Raw genomic sequence first — 17,688 nt, forward strand, 5'->3', positions numbered from 1 at the left:
GTGTCCGTATGGATCTCACCCTGCCGTCCGGGCGCCGGCCGGGTGGGGCGGGAACAGCCGCATCCGGTGTGCGAGCGCGGCCGCCTCGCCGCGGCCGGAGACGTTGAGCTTGCCGAGGATGTTGGAGACATGGACGCTGGCCGTCTTCGGGGAGATGAAGAGTTCCTCGGCGATCTGGCGGTTGCTGCGGCCGGCGGCGACCAGCCGGAGGACGTCGCGCTCGCGGCTGGTGAGGCCGAGCGCCTCGGCCGGGTCGGCGGGAGCGGGGGCGGACCGCTCGGGAGCCCGGGCGAGGGTGAGGGTGAGGCGGGCGCGCTGGGCGAGCAGGGCGACGGCATCGGCGAGCGGGCGCGCGCCGAGGTGGTCGGCCACGGCGCGGGCCAGTCGCAGCAGTTCCGTGGCGCGGTCCCGTTCCTCCTCACCGCCCCCGGAGGCCAGCAGGGACTCCGCGAGCCGGTGCCGCACCCGGGCGAGGTCGTACGGGCGCTCAAGGGGTTCGAAGGCGGTGACCGCCTCGGACCACTCGTCCGGGGTGTCCCGGCCCTCGGCGCGCAGCAGTTCGGCGCGTACCCAGTGCTCGTGGGCCTGCCAGACGGGCACGTTCGTGGTGAGGGACTTGGCGGACTTGCGCAGGCGTTCCAGGACGCCGGGGCGGCCCTGTTCGGCGACGGGCAGTCCGCGGGCGTCGGCCTCCGCGGTCGCGGCGGTGAGCAGCAGGGGCCAGGCGTAGCGCTGGGTGCCGGGCGGGAAGCCGGTGTTCAGGGCCTCGTCGAGTTCGGCACGGGCGTCGAGGAGACGGCCCTCGGCGGCGGCTATGCCGATCGCGAGGGTGGTCAGCGGCAGCGCGTGCTGGGGCACGGTGTCGTGGGTGCCGAAGTGCTCGCGCGCGGCGGCCAGTTGGCGGCCGGCCTCGGGCAGGTCGCCCCGGGCGCGCGCGAGATGGGCTTGGAGGGTGGTGCGGAAGCCGCGGGGCTTGGCGCTCTGGCCGACACGGTCCGAGTTGAAGCCGGCCGCACCGGCCTCGTCCCAGCGGCCCAGGGAGAAGAGCGACTCGGCGAGATTGCCCCACACCCAGGCCTCGGTGTCCAGCAGACCCAACTTGCGGGCGAGTTGGACTCCTTCCTCAAGGATCCGGACGGCGTCCTGGGAGCGGCCGATGCCCTCCAGGTGGGAGGGCAGGTTCACATGGGCGCGGCCCACGACATAGGCGGCGCCGATCTCCCCCGCCCGTTCCTTGACCTCGTGCACCTCGGCGAGCCCCGCCTCGATGTCGCCGGACTCGACGAGGAGGCCGCCCAGGGTGAGGCGCGCGTTCAGCTCGATGTCGCGGGCGCCCACCATCCGGGCGTACTCCACGGCGCGCTCGGCGGCCTGGAGGGCTTCCGGTCCCGGCCTGTGCATCATCGACCAGTTGGCGACGTTGGCGAGGACGTCGGCGTGCACCTCGGACGGCGGGAGCCCTCGCACCAGCTCCTGGGCGGTGGCGAGTTCCTTCCACCCGTCGCCGCGGGCCACCGCCTCGATGAGACGGGAGCGCTGGATCCAGAACCAGGCCGCGCGCAGCGGATCGTCCTCGTCCTCCAGGAGGTGCAGGGCCCGCTTGGTGATCTTCAGGGCGCGCTCGCGCTCCCCGCAGAACCGGCCCGCTACGGCGGCCTCGGCCATCAGGTCGAGGTAGCGCAGCGGCGTGGTGGCCGGGTCGCAGCCGCACGGAGGGTAGACCTCGGTGTAGTCGACGGGCCGCAGTTCGGCGCGTACGGAGTCGGGGGCCGTGTCCCAGAGCTCCATCGCCCGCTCCAGGAGCCGCAGTTGCTCCGAGTAGGCGTGCCTGCGGCGGGCCGCGACGGAGGCGTCGAGGACGGCGGGCAGGGCCTTGGCCGCGTCGTGCGCGTGGTACCAGTGGCTGGCCAGGCGGGCGGCGCGCTCGTCGGCCGGGACGAGCGCGGGGTCGGCCTCCAGCGCTTCCGCGTACCGGCGGTTGAGGCGGGAGCGCTCGCCGGGCAGCAGGTCGTCGCCGACGGCTTCGCGCACCAGGGAGTGGCGGAAGCGGTAGCCGTCCCCGTCGGGTGTCGCGAGCAGGATGTTGGCGCCGACGGCGGCTCGCAGTGCCTCGATGAGGTCGTCCTCGGAGAGGCGTGCCACGGCGGCGAGCAGCCGGTACTCCACGGTGGAGCCGCCCTCGGCGACGATCCGGGCGACCCGCTGGGACCCCTCGGGGAGGCTCTCGACGCGGACGAGGAGGAGATCGCGCAGGGAGTCGGTGAGGCCGGTGCGGCAGCCGTCGTTGGCGGCCACGGCCAGTTCCTCGACGAAGAAGGCGTTGCCGTCGGAGCGCGTGAAGATCTCGTCGACCCGGGTCGGGTCGGGTTCGGAGGCGATGATTCCGGCGATCTGGCGGCCGACCTCGGCGCGGCTGAAACGGCCGAGTTCGATACGGCGGACGGTGCGCAGCCGGTCGAGTTCGGCGAGCAGTGGGCGCAGGGGGTGGCGGCGGTGGATGTCGTCGGCGCGGTAGGTGGCGACGACGAGGAGGCGGCCGCTGCGGAGCGTGCGGAAGAGGTAGGCGAGGAGGTGGCGGGTCGAGGCGTCGGCCCAGTGCAGGTCCTCCAGGAGGACGACGACCGGGCGGTCGGCGGCGACGCGCTCCAGCAGCCGGACGGTGAGTTCGAAGAGGCGGGCCATGCCGTCCTCGTCGTGCCGCCCGCGTGAGGTGTCGCCCAACTCGGGCAGCAGCCGTGCCAGTTCCTCCTCCTGTCCCGCGGCCGCGGCGGCCAGTTCGTCGGGCAGGAGGCGGCGCAGGGCGCGCAGCGCGGTGGAGAAGGGTGCGAAGGGCAGGCCGTCGGCGCCGATCTCGACACAGCCGCCGAGCGCCACGACCGCCCCCTCGCGGCAGGCCGCGGTGGCGAACTCCTCGATGAGCCGGGTCTTTCCGACCCCGGCCTCACCGCCGAGCAGCAACGCCTGCGGCTCGCCCGCGGCGGCGCGGGCGAGCGCGTCGTTCAGCACGCCCAGTTCGCCGACCCTGCCGACGAAGACCGGACTGACGGACCTGGTCTCCACAACGCCGAGCATCGCACAGCGCTCTGACACAACGGCACTGGTTATCGCGACCAGCCCCACACCACCGACCCTCCCCAGCCCTCCACCCCTACGCCCACCCGAGCCCCCACCAAAGACATCGGCCCTACCCACAACCTGGACCCCGCCCACGCCCTCGGGCTTACCGGCGACCTCGGCCCCGGGCCTGCCCACAGACTCGGCCCTGCCCACACCTACGAGCCTGCTCGCAGCCTCGGGCTCACCCACCGCTCCGCGCCCGTCCGTGCCGTCAGGTCCGCCCAAAGGCTCGGGCCCGTCTACAGCCGCAAGCCCGTCCGCAACCTCAGGCTCACCCACAGCCTCGGACGTGCCCATGGTCCCGGGGCCACCCACTCCTCCGGTCCTGCCCGCGCTCTCGGGCTTGCCCGCAGCCGCAGCCCCGCCCACGACCTCAGGCCCACCCGCGGCCTCGGCCCCGCCCACAGACTCGGGTCCGCCCACAGCCCCCGGCCCGGGTACCGCGTCGGCCCCCCTCAAGGCCTCGGGCCCGGCCGCGGATGCGGTCGGGGCCGGGGGTTCGGAGGGTGTGGTCGTGGTCGCGGTGGTGCTGTCCCGGTGAGGGCGGCCGACCCCCGTGCGGCCGCCCTCACCCGCGCCGGCGGTCACGCGACGCGTGCGGACCGGGGTGTGCGGTGGCGGCGGCTATGCACCCGCCCCTCGCTGTCGTCGCGGCCGGATCGCGCGGCCTCGCGCTGGGCGGCGCGGCGGCTGCGGACGGCCTCGCGGACCAGTCGGTAGTTGTCGGCCTCGCGGATCATCTCCGCGGTGCGGATCTGCTGGAGCTCGTACTCGAACATCTCGTACCCCTCGTGAAGTGTTGTTTCCGGCCTCGCTCTGTTGCGATGCCTCAACCTTCGTCTCCAAGGGGGGTGCGCCACATCGGGAGAGTTCCGCATCTTGGGCGCAGGAAGGGCCTTAGTCCCGCCGTAAGTGGCCTACGGCGGGACTAAGGCCCCTCAGACGTGCGGTTTTCAGCTCGTGGACGGCATGGCGAGCAGGATGTCGGAGTACTTGAGCGCGGCCAGCAGAAGGCCGACGACGCCGAGCGCAACACCCGCCCAGGCGACCGACTTGACCCACGGGGCCTGCGCCGGGATCCGGTCGGGGTTGCCGAACGCGGGCCGGACCAGCACCACGACGCCGACGATCAGCGCGACGAGCGCGAAGAAGCCGCCGACGAGCGCGTTGGCGTTCCAGGAGTCGGAGAAGACCTTGACCTGCGCGGCCACATCGGCGTTCTGCGCCGCCTCCAGCTGACCCTGCAGCGCGTTGCGCGCCTGCGCGATGGTGCCGACCCAGCTGCCGGTCAGCGACACGACACCGAGCCCGGCGGACACGACGGCGGCGGCACCCAGGCCCACGCCGGAACCGCGCTCGGCCGCGACCACCAGCTCGTCGTCCTCGTCCTCGCCGAGGACCTCGGAGTCGTCCTGGTCGTCAGCCGCCTCGGCGGCCTCGGCCTCCTCGACCTCCCCGATCGCGGCCGTCTCCTCGCCCTTGCCGATCTTCACGGCCTCCTCGTCGCGCTGTGCCTCGGTGCCGGTCTTGGCTCCGGCTTCGTCCTCTGTCTTGGTTCCCATGCTCCGCACCGTACGGACGCTGTCTGAGAATTTCTTAAAGATCCCAAGATCCTCACGCGCCGGGCGGCTTTTCGCCTTACTCGGCACCCGTACGCCATCGCCCCGAGCACGGTCGGGACGTCACTTCCAGGCACGCGCGCGTGCGGCACGCCACTCGGGCGCGAGCACCGACCACACTTCCAGGTTCTGGCGTACGCCCCGGTACGGGAAGCTCTCCCTGAGGACCCCGTCACGGTTCATTCCCAGCCGCCGCGCCACGTTGATGCTCGGTTCGTTGGCGGCCGACGCCTGCCACTCCACGCGGTGGACGCCCCGCTCCTCGACCGCCCAGTCGATGAGGATCCGCATGGCGCGCGTGACCAGTCCGCGCCCCACGCCGGCCGGTTCCAGCCAGCAGCCGACCTCACAGGTGCCCCGCTCGGCGTCGAAGTGGAGGAACAGCACACCGCCGACCAGCTTCCCCTCCAGCCACAGCCCGTGCAGGCTCCCGGTGTCGGTGGCGCGCTTGTCGGCGTACGCCTGAAGAAGTTCCCTAGCGGAGTCGACGTCGACGGCCTTGGTCCCGAACGGAATGTGCTGCCCGATGAACTCGCGCCCCCGGTCCAGGTGCGCCAGGAACTCCTCCGCGTGCCACGGCTCCAGGGGCCGCAGTTCGGCGCCGTCGTCACCCAGGGATATCGCGTACATCCTGCTGCTGCTCCTTCTCGAGAACCTCCACGAGCGCGTCCTCGCGCGCCCCCGGGATCCTCGCACGGCCCTCCGCGTCGACGGTACGGGTTTCCGGCGGCTCGATGCTGATGCGCGGCAGGCGCCGGTCGAGCCAGCGGGGCAGCCACCAGTTGGCGCCGCCCAGCATGTGCATCAGGGCCGGCACCAGGAGCGTACGCAGCACGAAGGCGTCCAGGGCGACGGCCGCGGCGAGCGCTATGCCGAACATCGCGATGACGCGGTCGCCGCTGAGCACGAAGGCCAGGAAGACCGAGATCATGATCACGGCGGCCGAGTTGATCACCCGGCTGGTCTCGGCGAGGCCCACGCGGACGGCCCGCCGGTTGTCGCCGGTCTCCAGCCACTCCTCGTACATCCTGCTGACCAGGAACACCTGGTAGTCCATGGAGAGCCCGAAGAGCACGGAGACCATGATCACGGGCAGGAACGGTTCGATCGGGCCGGCCCGGCCGAGGCCCAGCAGTTCGCTGCCCCAGCCCCACTGGAAGATCGCGACGACGACTCCGAAGGAGGCTGCGACGGCCGCGATGTTCATCGCGGCGGCCTTCAGCGGGATGCCGACGGAGCGGAAGGCGAGCAGCAGCAGGACGCAGCCGAGGCCGATGACGACGCCCACGAAGAGGGGCAGTTTGTCGACGATGACGGCGGCGAAGTCGTCGTACCCGGCGGTCATGCCGCCGACCTGAAGGTCGAGCGTGGTCCCGGCCTCGGCCCGCGGCAGCACGTCGTCGCGCAGCCGGTCGACGAGGTCGCTGGTCCGCTCGGACTGCGGCGAGGATGTCGGTACGACGCTGAGGTAGGCGGTGTCACCGGCGTTGTTGTACCTCACCGGGGTCGCCGTCCGGACGCCCTCGGTCGCCCTGAGCGTGGCGTCGAGGTTGTCGAGGGCGACCCGGTCCTGGGCCCCGTCGACATGCGTGACGAGGGTCAGCGGCCCGTTCAGTCCGGGTCCGAAGCCGTCGGCGAGCAGGTCGTACGCCTGTCGTGTGGTGGCCGTTTCCGGGTTGTTGCCCTGGTCGGAGGTGCCCAGGTGCAGGGAGAACGTCGGGATCGCGAGCAGGGCGATGACGGCCAGGGCGACACCGCCGAGGAGTTTGGGGTGCTTCTCGACGAAGGCGGACCAGCGGGCGGCGAGCCCGGTGGGGATCTCCGGCTGGGGACCGTGCTCGTCAAGGCGGCGGCGTTCCCGGCGGCTGAGGGCGCGCATGCCGATGAAGGAGAGCAGCGCGGGCAGCAGGGTCACGGAGGCCGCGACGGTGAGGACCACGGTCAGGGAGGCGGCGATCGCGACGCCGTTGAGGAAACCGAGCCGCAGTATGAGCATGCCGAGCAGGGCGATACAGACGGTGGCGCCCGCGAAGACGACCGCGCGCCCGGTGGTGGCCACGGCGTTCCGCGCGGCCTCCTCGACGGACAGTCCGCGTTTCAGGCCGCGTCGGTGTCTGGTGACGATGAACAGCGCGTAGTCGATGCCGACGCCGAGTCCGATCAGCATGCCGAGCATCGGCGCGAAGTCGGCCACGGTCATCGCGTGCCCGAGGAGCGCGATCCCCGCGTACGCCGTGCCGACGCTGACCAGGGCCGTGGCGATGGGCAGCAGCGAGGCGGCGAGGGAGCCGAAGGCGAGGAAGAGGACCACGGCGGCGACGATCACGCCGACGACCTCGGCGATGTGGCCGCCCGACGACTCGGTGAGGGCGACGGCCTGGCCGCCCAGCTCCACCTGGAGTCCGTCCGTCTCCGCGGCCTTCGCGGTGTCGACGACGGCCGTGGCCTCGCCCTGGTCGATGTCCTCGGCCGGGTCGTCGAAGGTCACGGTGGCATAGGCCGTACGTCCGTCGCCGCTGATCTGGTCCGCGCCGTGCCCCTTGTACGGGCTGGCGACCGCGGCCACTCCGGGCAGGGCGGCGATCTCGTCGAGGGTGTGGCTCATGGTCTGCTCGACGTCCGCGGCGCGGACCGTGCCGGAGGTGGTGTGCCAGACAACGGTGTCGCTGTCGCCGCCGAGGCCGGGGAAACCGTCCTGGAGGAGCTGGCTGGCGCGGCCCGATTCGGTGCCGGGCGCCTCGTAGTCGTTCGAGTACGCGGTTCCGGTGACGGCAGCGGCGGCGGTGATCCCGCCGAAGGCGAGGAGCCAGAGCAGTACGGCGACGAGGCGGTGCTGGACACACCAACGTGCTAGAGCTGCCACGGACGAGCTCCCCTGGGTGTTATGTGGATCTTTATCGGGAACTGCCCGCAAAGAACGCATGACCAATTCGTTATCACTCTTGCAGTCGAAAGTGATCGTTGGCCTCATTCGTGGGTTTACTCACAGGAATGCGAGACAGTTCACACGACAATCCAATGAACTCTGTCGCCCCGCACGACACCCGCAGACACGCCAATGGGGGGTACATCGGTACCGATGCACCCCCCGATCGCCCTACACGCGGTAGGAGTGAGCGGCCTCAAAGACTTGTACGCATGAGACCGCCACGGCGTTCAGGGCTCAGCCCTCGACGCCGAGCTTCTCCAGGATGAGCTCCTTGACGCGGGCCGCGTCGGCCTGCCCGCGCGTGGCCTTCATGACGGCGCCCACCAGGGCGCCCACGGCGGCAACCTTGCCCCCGCGGATCTTGTCCGCGATGGCCGCGTTGCCGGCGATGGCCTCCTCGACGGCCGTCGTCAGGGCGCCCTCGTCGGAGACGACCTTCAGACCGCGCTTGTCGACGACCTCGTCCGGAGTGCCCTCGCCCTTGAGGACGCCCTCGATGACCTGACGGGCCAGCTTGTCGTTGAGGGAGCCCTCGTTGACCAGGGCGGTCACCCGGGCGACCTGCTCGGGCGTGATGGCCAGCGCGTCCAGGGACACACCCGACTCGTTGGCCGTACGAGCCAGTTCGCCCATCCACCACTTACGGGCGGAGGCCGCGTCGGCGCCCGCCGCGATGGTGGCGACGATGGAGTCGATGGCACCGGCGTTGAGGATCGACTGCATGTCGTGGGCGGTGATGCCCCACTCCTCGCGCAGCCGGTTGCGCCGGGCCAGCGGCTGCTCGGGCAGGCCCGCGCGCAGCTCCTCGACCCACTCGCGGGAGGGGGCGATCGGCACGAGGTCCGGCTCGGGGAAGTAGCGGTAGTCCTCCGCCTCCTCCTTCACGCGGCCCGAGGTCGTGGACCCGGTGTCCTCGTGGAAGTGGCGGGTCTCCTGGATGATCGTGCCGCCGCTGTTCAGAACGGCCGCGTGCCGCTGGATCTCGAAGCGGGCCGCCCGCTCCACGGACCGCAGCGAGTTGACGTTCTTGGTCTCGCTCCGGGTGCCGAACTTCTCGCGGCCGTGCGGGCGCAGCGACAGGTTCACGTCGCAGCGCATCTGGCCCTGCTCCATGCGGGCTTCCGAGACCCCGAGCGCCTTGATGAGCTCGCGCAGCTCGGCGACGTACGCCTTGGCGACCTCGGGAGCGCGCTCGCCGGCGCCCTCGATCGGCTTGGTGACGATCTCGATGAGCGGGATGCCGGCACGGTTGTAGTCGAGCAGCGAGTGCGAGGCGCCGTGGATACGGCCGGTCGCGCCGCCGACGTGCAGCGACTTGCCGGTGTCCTCCTCCATGTGGGCGCGCTCGATCTCCACGCGGAAGACCTCGCCGTCCTCCAGCTGGACGTCCAGATAGCCGTTGAAGGCGATCGGCTCGTCGTACTGCGAGGTCTGGAAGTTCTTCGGCATGTCCGGATAGAAGTAGTTCTTCCGGGCGAAGCGGCACCACTCGGCGATCTCGCAGTGCAGCGCGAGACCGATCTTGATCGCGGACTCGACGCCGATCGCGTTGACGACCGGCAGCGCGCCGGGCATGCCGAGGCACGTCGGGCAGGCCTGCGAGTTGGGTTCGGCGCCCAGCTCGGTGGAACAGCCGCAGAACATCTTGGTCTTGGTGCCGAGTTCGACATGGACTTCGAGGCCCATGACGGGGTCGTACGACGCCAGCGCGTCCTCGTACGACACCAGGTCAGTCGTGACAGTCACGGTGAAACTTTCCCTCTCAGCCCAGCAGGACGTCGTCGTCACCGAGGCGCTTGAGCTCCCGGTAGATGATCGCAAGGCCGGTGACGATGGCGGCGGCGGAAACGGCGGCGTCGATGAGCCTCAGGGTGTCCCCGTCACTGCGGGCCAGCTTGGCCTGCTTGGCGACGCTGATCGCGCCGAACGCCGTACTGCCGAGCGACAGGTACAGCCCCTTCTTCGACTTCTTGAAGTTCTTTGCCTTGTTGGCCGTGGCACTCACAACGACGGAGCCTCCTCGATCAGCGGGTGCCCCCAGCGTTCCACGAACGCGGCCTCGACGGCGGCTCCCACCTTGTAAAGGCGGTCGTCCTGCATCGCGGGGGCGATGATCTGCAGGCCCACGGGCAGGTTGTCCTCCGGCGCGAGACCGCAGGGCAGCGACATCGCGGCGTTGCCCGCGAGGTTCGTCGGAATGGTGCACAGGTCCGCGAGATACATCGCCATCGGGTCGTCGGCGCGCTCGCCGATCGGGAAGGCGGTGGTCGGCGTGGTGGGCGAGACGATCACGTCCACCTGCTCGAACGCCTTCTCGAAGTCGCGCGTGATGAGCGTACGGACCTTCTGGGCGCTGCCGTAGTACGCGTCGTAGTAGCCGGAGCTGAGCGCGTACGTGCCGAGCATGATGCGGCGCTTGACCTCGTCGCCGAAGCCCGCCTCACGGGTGAGGGCGGTGACCTCCTCGGCGGAGTGCGTGCCGTCGTCGCCGGTGCGCAGGCCGTAGCGCAGGCCGTCGAAACGGGCGAGGTTGCTCGAACACTCGGACGGGGCGATGAGGTAGTACGCCGAAAGGGCGAGGTCGAAGGACGGGCAGTCCAGCTCGACGATCTCGGCGCCCAGTTCCTTGAGGAGCGAGACGGACTCGTCGAAGCGCTGCACGACACCGGCCTGGTAGCCCTCGCCGCGGAACTGCTTGACGACACCGACGCGCATTCCTTCGACGCTGCCGTTGCGGGCGGCCTCGACGACGGCCGGGACGGGCGCGTCGATGGAGGTGGAGTCGAGGGGGTCGTGCCCGGCGATGACCTCGTGCAGGAGGGCGGCGTCGAGAACGGTACGAGCGCAGGGCCCGCCTTGGTCGAGACTGCTGCTGAACGCCACCATTCCGTACCGCGAGACGGCGCCGTACGTCGGCTTCACGCCGACCGTGCCGGTGACGGAGGCGGGCTGGCGGATGGAGCCGCCGGTGTCCGTGCCGATGGCGAGGGGCGCCTCGTAGGAGGCGAGCGCGGCGGACGAACCACCGCCGGAGCCGCCGGGGATGCGGGTGAGGTCCCACGGGTTGCCGGTGGGCCCGTACGCGCTGTTCTCGGTGCTGGACCCCATGGCGAACTCGTCCATGTTGGTCTTGCCGAGAATGACGACGTCGGCGGCCTTCAGGCGCTTGGTGACGGTGGCGTCGTACGGCGGGATCCACCCTTCGAGGATCTTCGACCCGACGGTGGTCGGGATGCCCTCGGTGGTGAAGATGTCCTTGAGCGCGAGAGGCACACCGGCGAGAGGCCCGAGCTTCTCGCCCTTGGCGCGCTTCTCGTCGACGGCACGGGCCTGCGCGAGCGCCCCGTCCCGGTCGACGTGCAGGAAGGCGTGCACCTTCTCGTCGACGGCCTCGATGCGCGCGAGGTGCGCCTCGGTGACCTCGACGGCGGTGAGCTCGCCCGCGGCAATCTTGGAGGCGATCTCCGCGGCGGTGAGCTTGATGATGTTGACGTTGCTGTCCGTCATGGTGATTAGTCCTCCCCCAGGATCTGCGGCACCTTGAAACGCTGCTGCTCCTGGGCCGGGGCGCCGGAGAGCGCCTGCGCGGGGGTGAGCGACGGACGGACCTCGTCCGCGCGCATGACGTTCGTCAGCGGCAGCGGGTGGGAGGTCGGCGGTACGTCTTGGTCGGCGACCTCGCTGACGCGGGCGACCGCGCCGATGATGTCGTCGAGCTGGCCGGCGAAGTGGTCGAGCTCTTCGCCCTTCAGCTCCAGACGCGCCAGCCGGGCGAGGTGGGCGACCTCCTCGCGCGTGATGCCAGGCATGCAGCGATCCTCAGGGGTGAGTGAGTGTGGTTTGGCCCAATCCTATGGGTCACACGGAGATCCCCGTACATCGGTTTCCCGGGCACGGCTCGGTGGGGGACGCATGCGGGCGGTATGGACCGTACGGGTCTCACGCACCGCACGACGGCCGGACCACCGCCGCACGACGGCGGGACCACCGCCGCACGACGGCCGGACGACGCCGACGGCGAGAACCCCCCACGGGAAACCCTCACGTCTCAGGCACCAGTAATGGGCGGTGCGGGCGGGAAAGCAACAACCCACCGACCCGCACCCGAAGAACTACTCCTCAGCCGCCGCAGGCAACGCGGCGGGCAAGGCGGCCTTCGGCCGCTGCCACCCCCGGGACCCCCGCGCAAGCAGCCACGCGGTGGCCTCCTCCGGAGGCATCGCCGCCGCCACGAGCCACCCCTGAACCGCGTCGCACCCGAGATCCCGGAGCCGCTCCCACGTCTCGTCGTCCTCGACCCCCTCGGCGACGACCACCAACCCGAGCGAGTGAGCGAGATCGATGGTGCACCGCACGATCTCGGCGTCCTCGGTGTCCACGGCGAGCCGCGCCACGAAGGACCGGTCGATCTTCAGCTCGCTCACGGGCAGCCGCCGCAGATGCACCAGCGACGAATACCCGGTCCCGAAGTCGTCGAGCGACATCTTCACGCCGTGCCCGGTCAGCCCCGCCAGGGTGTCCGCGGCCCGCTGCGGGTCTTCGAGCAGCACGTGTTCCGTTATCTCCAGCTGAAGCGCCCCCGCGGGAACCCCGTGCCGGGCGAGCCGAGCGGCGACCGACCCGGCGAACCCGGGCGTGTGCACGTCCCGCGGTGACACGTTGACGGCGACCGGCACCCGCAGCCCCCGGGCCCGCCACCGCGCCACCTGGGCGAGCGCCGTCTCCAGCACGTACTCGGTGAGATGCGGCATCAGCCCGGACGACTCGGCGATGGCTATGAACTCGTCCGGCGGCACCTTCCCGCGCTCGGGATGCACCCACCGCACGAGTGCTTCGAGGCCCGCCACCTGTCCGTCGAAGCGGACCTTCGGCTGGTAGTGCAGTTCGACGTCTCCCGCGTCGAGCGCCCGCCGCAGGTCCCCGAGCAGTCCGAGCCGGTCGGGGGTGTTGGAGTCCCGCTTGGACTCGTACACCTCCACGCCCGTGCGGTCGCGCTTCGCCTGGTACATCGCGACGTCCGCCCGCCGCAGCAGCCCCTCCGCGTCCAGCGCGTGATCGGGGAAGACCGCGAGCCCGGCGCTGGCCTCCAGGACGAGGGTGAGCCCGTCGAGGTCGAGCGGTGACCCGAGCGCGGCGACGAGATTGCGGGCGACCCGCGACGCGGACGTCGTCGAGTCGACGATGGGCAGTAACACGGCGAACTCGTCCCCGCCGAGCCGCGCGGCCTCCGCCCCGCGCGGCAGCGCCACCCGCAGCCGGTCCGCTATCTGCAACAGCAGCCGGTCTCCGGCGAGGTGGCCAAGCGTGTCATTCACGGCCCTGAAGCGATCGAGATCGATCAGCATCAGAGCGGAACGTGCACCGATTCGTTCGGCGTCGTCCAGCGCCCGCCAGGTCCGTTCGAGCAGCCACTGCCGGTTGGGCAGTCCGGTGAGGGGGTCACGCAGTTGCTCCTCGGCCCGCGCCCGCGCTATCCAGAGCGTTGAGTCGAGAGCGATGAGGGGAACCGAGAAGAGCGGCAGGAGCGCGGGGAGGGCGATCGCGACGACGCAGATCAGCGGGGCGATGCCGAGCAGCGCGACGGCGACCAGCCCCTGTCTGACCAGGGCTGTTCGGGCCACGGTCGGCAGTCCGGCCGTACGCGGCGCGTGGAGGTACCAGAGCAGCGCGCGCGACACCACGAGATACGCCCCGGCCACCAACACCACCGAAGGAGCCGTGTAAACAGTCCAAGTCTCCGGTTTCCAGGGCGTCTCGACGGACGGCACCCGGCCGAACACGGCGAGCACCAGCGCCCCGGCACCGATGCCGAGGATGTCCACCGCGCCGTGCAGCACGCCCTGCCGCCAGCGATGCCGACGGGCTATGCCGACGAGGACGACGACCGTGAGGCTGACCATCCCGGCGGGCACCCAGCCGTAGAGCAGCAGGACGGCGAGGGTGAGGGCCGCGCCGGAGCCCGTACCGCCCCACCAGCGGGAACGGCCGAGCGCGACCAGGTGGCCGACGATGACGCCGACCAGGACCGCGAGCGCCCAGCCGGTGGAACCGGACGGAAAGAGCGCGTGGTTCCCGGTGAACGCCCGGTAGAAGCCCGCGCCCAGGACGAACGCGGCCGACGTGATGACCGCCGTGGGCAGCGCGGGCCAGGACATCTGCTTCTCGGACTCGTGGCCCGGAATGTGGGACGGGGATCCGGGGACGGAGGTGAGGCGGCCCGGGCCGTGCCCGGCCGACGCGCTGTACTGTCCGGCGGCGCGCACCTGCCCGCCCGGACGCCCCGTCGGCCGCGCGACCCTGAGGCCCGCTCCGAACTCCCGGCTTCGCTCCAGCAAGGGGTGCCCCCATCGCCGCACGCCGGTCACCCAGCGCGGGCGCAGCCGTGAGTCCGGGGCGGCGCTCTCGGTCGGTTCCATTCCCGTCCCTCTCACAGCCGGCGGTGCCCACGCCACGCGGCCCGATGCCCGACTAAACCCTCAACGGCACCGCGTCTGATAACCCTTCCCCAGAGCTCCTGAAGAGCAGGGGATGCCCCAACCGCAGCTGGGCACGGCAGGCGCACACCTCAACAGTAGGCCGCAGAAGGCTTCCACGGGCAGCGGTCGTCGACGGTTGCCCGAATGCGACCCGGCCACCCGTATGCATCTGGTATGCGCCGAACGGGTGGTCTTCAACCGCTACTCCTCGATCGGAAGCGCGACTTCGGCCGCCGCCTCCGGTCCTTGTTCGAGCAGAACGGCGAAGCCCTCCTCGTTCAGAACCGGCACTTTGAGCTGCATTGCCTTGTCATACTTCGATCCAGGATTGTCACCCACGACAACAAAAGCCGTCTTCTTAGAAACAGAACCGGTCACTTTCGCTCCCCGGCTCTGGAGTGCCTCTTTCGCTCCGTCGCGGGTGTGATGTTCCAGGGTGCCGGTGACGACGACCGTGAGTCCTTCGAGCGGGCGGGGTCCCTCGTCCTCGCCGGAGCTCTCCTCCTCCATGCGGACGCCGGCGGCCTTCCACTTTCGGAGGATCTCCTGGTGCCAGTCCACCGTGAACCACTGCTTCAGAGAAGCCGCGATGGTGGGCCCGACGCCCTCCACGGCGGCCAGCTCCTCCTCCGTGGCCTGCTGGATGCGGTCGATCGAGCGGAACTCGCGGGCCAGGGCCTCGGCCGCGACCGGCCCCACATGCCGGATGGACAGGCCGGTGATGATCCGGGCCAGCGGACGCTCCTTGGCGGCCGCGATGAAGTCCAGCATCGCGAGCGCGTTCTTCTTCGGAGCGCCCTCCTGGTTGGCGAAGACCGTGGCGATCTTCTCCTCGCCGGTCTTCGGGTCCCGCTTGGGCAGTCCGCTGTCCTGGTCGAGGACGTACGCCTTGATGGGCAGCAACTGCTCGATGGTGAGGTCGAAGAGGTCGCCCTCGTCCCTCAGGGGCGGCTCGGCGGGCTCCAGGGGCTTGGTGAGCGCGGCGGCGGCGACGTAACCGAAGTTCTCGATGTCCAGGGACTTGCGGCCGCCGAGGTAGAAGAGGCGCTCGCGCAACTGGGCGGGGCAGGTCTGGCCGTTCGGGCAGCGGAGGTCGATGTCGCCCTCCTTGGCGGGCGCAAGCGGTGTGCCGCACTCGGGGCACTCGGCGGGCATCACGAACTCCCGCTCGCTGCCGTCCCGCAGGTCGACGACCGGGCCGAGGATCTCCGGGATGACGTCTCCGGCCTTGCGGAGCACCACGGTGTCGCCGATGAGGACGCCCTTGGCCTTCACCACGTCCTGGTTGTGCAGCGTGGCGAACTCGACCTCGGAGCCGGCCACCGTGACGGGCTCCACCTGCGCGTACGGAGTGACGCGGCCCGTGCGGCCCACGCCCACGCGGATGTTGACCAGCTTGGTGTTGACCTCCTCCGGCGCGTACTTCCAGGCGATCGCCCAGCGGGGTGCGCGGGAGGTCGAGCCGAGGCGGCCCTGGAGGGGGATCTCGTCGAGCTTGACGACCACGCCGTCGATCTCGTGCTCCACGGAGTGGCGGTTCTCTCCGTAGTAGGCGATGAACTCCCGTACGCCGTCGAGGTCGTCGACCACCTTGCCGTAGCGGGTCGTCGGCAGGCCCCAGGCGTGCAGCAGTTCGTACGCCTGTGAGAGGCGGCTCATGCCGTCGAAGCCCTCCAGGGCTCCGATGCCGTGGACGACCATGTGCAGCGGCCTGGTCGCGGTGATCCGGGGGTCCTTCTGGCGGAGTGAACCCGCCGCCGCGTTGCGCGGGTTGGCGAAGGGCTTGTCACCCGCCTCCACCAGCCGGGCGTTGAGCTCCTCGAACTTCTCCATCGGGAAGTAGACCTCGCCGCGGATCTCCACGAGGTCCGGGATGCGGTCGCCGTGCAGACGGTCGGGGATCTCCGTGATCGTACGGACGTTGGGCGTGATGTCCTCGCCCGTGCGGCCGTCGCCACGGGTCGCCGCGCGCGTGAGACGGCCGTGCTCGTACGTGAGGTTGACCGCGAGGCCGTCGACCTTCAGCTCGCACAGGAAGTGGTGGTCGGAGGTGCCGACCTCCTTGGCGACGCGGTCCGCCCAGCCGACCAGCTCCTCGTCGTCGAAGGCGTTGTCGAGGGAGAGCATGCGCTCGCGGTGCTGGACGGCCGAGAACGTCGTGAAATCGCCCGCGTACGCCCCCGCGACCTTCTGGGTCGGCGAGTCCGGGGTGCGCAGCTCGGGAAACTCGGACTCCAAGGCCTCCAGGGCACGCAGGAGTTTGTCGAAGTCCGCGTCGCTGATGACCGGCGCGTCATTCCTGTAGTACCGGAAGCGGTGTTCCTCGATCTGCTCAGCGAGCTGCGCGTGCTTCTCCCGAGCCTCGGCGGGCGCGGGTCCCGCAGCCGAGGCCATCTGTGCGTCCTTGTCGCCGGCCACCGTGTCGTCCTCCCGTTACTCTGGGTTGTCCGCGAGGGATCTCGCCGCCCGGGCGCAGTGGGCGAGTGCCCGGCGCGCGTACTCGGGGGAGGCGCCCGCGAGTCCGCACGACGGGGTGAGGGTGACCGCGTCCGTGAGAAGCCCCGGATTCAGCCCCAGCCTGCGCCACAGCGTCCTGACACCCATGACGCTACCGGCAGGGTCTGACAATGCGGCATCCGTCCCCGGGACGACACCGGCGAAGAGCTTGGTGCCCCCTTCCACCGCTTCCCCGATCGTGTCGTCGTCACGCTCGGTGAGGAGAGCGAAGTCGAAGGAGACGGCGCTCGCTCCGGCTCTGCGCAGCAGCGCGAACGGGACGTCGGGGGCGCACGAGTGCACGACGACCGGGCCGCCGGCCTGAACTCCGACGACGTCCCGCAGCGTGGCCTCGACGACCTGCCGGTCCACGGCCCGGTGGGTGCGGTAACCGCTCGCGGACCTCACCCGGCCGCTCAGTACGGCGAAGAGGGACGGTTCGTCGAGCTGCAGGACCACCTCGGCACCCGGAATGCGACGGCGTACCTCGGCGAGGTGCTCACGCAGTCCCTCGGCGAGTGATCCGGCGAGGTCCCGGCAGGCGCCGGGGTCGGAGAGCGCCACCTCGCCGTTGCGCAGCTCCAGCGCGGCGGCGAGCGTCCAGGGGCCCACCGCCTGGACCTTCAGCGGGCCCTGGTAGCCCTGGGTGAACTCCTCCAGCGCGTCGAGGTCTTCGCCGAGCCAGGACCTGGCCCGCCTGGTGTCCCGTCCCGGCCGGTCCCCGAGCCGCCAGCCGCTGGGCTCCACGCGCGCGTACAGCTCGGCGAGCATTCCGGCGGTCCGCCCGATCATGTCGGCACCGGGGCCGCGCGCGGGCAGTTCCGCCAGGAACGGCATGCCCGTCTCGGGGCCCTCGAAGGTCCCGGCCACGGTCTTGGCGGCCTCCCGGGCGTCCCCGCCGGGCATCGACCCGACACCGGTCGCGGGGCCGGGCCTGAACTCGCTGTTTTCGCTCACCCGGGCAGCCTACGGAATGCCCGCGGGACGGGACGCCACAGTCCGTGCCCGGGATCGGACGCGGGTCCGGGTTCGATGCCGTGTAGGTGCTCCG

12 protein-coding genes are annotated in these 17,688 nt (G+C 71.0%); all 12 read right to left on the reverse strand.

Annotated features, from left to right (window positions below; translation table 11 throughout):
* Positions 1-15: 15 nt before the first annotated feature.
* Positions 16-3,072, reverse strand: a complete 3,057-nt coding sequence (locus ACFWXQ_RS45720; RefSeq protein WP_383937948.1) for an AAA family ATPase — start codon at positions 3,070-3,072, stop codon at positions 16-18.
* A gap of 629 nt (positions 3,073-3,701) precedes the next feature.
* Positions 3,702-3,896, reverse strand: coding sequence for a hypothetical protein (locus ACFWXQ_RS45725; protein WP_383937951.1), 195 nt, complete (start codon positions 3,894-3,896; stop codon positions 3,702-3,704).
* 174 nt (positions 3,897-4,070) lie between these two features.
* A complete protein-coding gene (locus ACFWXQ_RS45730) occupies positions 4,071-4,679 on the reverse strand; it encodes a hypothetical protein (RefSeq protein ID WP_383937954.1) in 609 nt (202 codons plus the stop codon).
* A gap of 120 nt (positions 4,680-4,799) precedes the next feature.
* Positions 4,800-5,366 (reverse strand): GNAT family N-acetyltransferase, encoded by a 567-nt coding sequence (locus ACFWXQ_RS45735; RefSeq protein ID WP_383937957.1) that lies wholly within the window; start codon positions 5,364-5,366, stop codon positions 4,800-4,802.
* Complete coding sequence (locus tag ACFWXQ_RS45740) at positions 5,344-7,599, reverse strand: MMPL family transporter (protein ID WP_383937961.1); 2,256 nt, start codon at positions 7,597-7,599, stop codon at positions 5,344-5,346. Before ACFWXQ_RS45740 ends, ACFWXQ_RS45735 begins: the two co-directional genes overlap by 23 nt.
* Before the next feature lie 300 nt (positions 7,600-7,899).
* Positions 7,900-9,411: an Asp-tRNA(Asn)/Glu-tRNA(Gln) amidotransferase subunit GatB gene (gene gatB / locus ACFWXQ_RS45745; protein WP_383937964.1), complete on the reverse strand. Its 1,512-nt coding sequence runs from the start codon at positions 9,409-9,411 to the stop codon at positions 7,900-7,902.
* Positions 9,412-9,427: 16 nt separating this feature from the next.
* Positions 9,428-9,670 (reverse strand): hypothetical protein, encoded by a 243-nt coding sequence (locus tag ACFWXQ_RS45750; RefSeq protein WP_055614821.1) that lies wholly within the window; start codon positions 9,668-9,670, stop codon positions 9,428-9,430.
* On the reverse strand, positions 9,667-11,172 hold the full coding sequence (gene gatA / locus ACFWXQ_RS45755) for an Asp-tRNA(Asn)/Glu-tRNA(Gln) amidotransferase subunit GatA (protein ID WP_383937968.1): 1,506 nt from the start codon (positions 11,170-11,172) through the stop codon (positions 9,667-9,669). The genes ACFWXQ_RS45750 and gatA overlap by 4 nt, the downstream gene beginning before the upstream one ends.
* 5 nt (positions 11,173-11,177) lie before the next feature.
* Positions 11,178-11,474 (reverse strand): Asp-tRNA(Asn)/Glu-tRNA(Gln) amidotransferase subunit GatC, encoded by a 297-nt coding sequence (gene gatC, locus ACFWXQ_RS45760; RefSeq protein WP_003966094.1) that lies wholly within the window; start codon positions 11,472-11,474, stop codon positions 11,178-11,180.
* Positions 11,475-11,777: 303 nt separating this feature from the next.
* Positions 11,778-14,081 carry a putative bifunctional diguanylate cyclase/phosphodiesterase gene (locus ACFWXQ_RS45765; protein ID WP_383937971.1) on the reverse strand — a complete coding sequence of 768 codons (2,304 nt, stop codon included), beginning with the start codon at positions 14,079-14,081 and terminating at the stop codon, positions 11,778-11,780.
* 261 nt (positions 14,082-14,342) lie between these two features.
* Positions 14,343-16,559: an NAD-dependent DNA ligase LigA gene (gene ligA / locus ACFWXQ_RS45770; protein ID WP_383937974.1), complete on the reverse strand. Its 2,217-nt coding sequence runs from the start codon at positions 16,557-16,559 to the stop codon at positions 14,343-14,345.
* Between the two features lie 15 nt (positions 16,560-16,574).
* Positions 16,575-17,594, reverse strand: coding sequence for a methionine synthase (locus tag ACFWXQ_RS45775; protein ID WP_383937977.1), 1,020 nt, complete (start codon positions 17,592-17,594; stop codon positions 16,575-16,577).
* Between the last annotated feature and the right edge of the window lie 94 nt (positions 17,595-17,688).

Source organism: Streptomyces sp. NPDC058697 (assembly GCF_042715345.1).
Classification (GTDB): Bacteria; Actinomycetota; Actinomycetes; order Streptomycetales; family Streptomycetaceae; genus Streptomyces; species Streptomyces liliifuscus.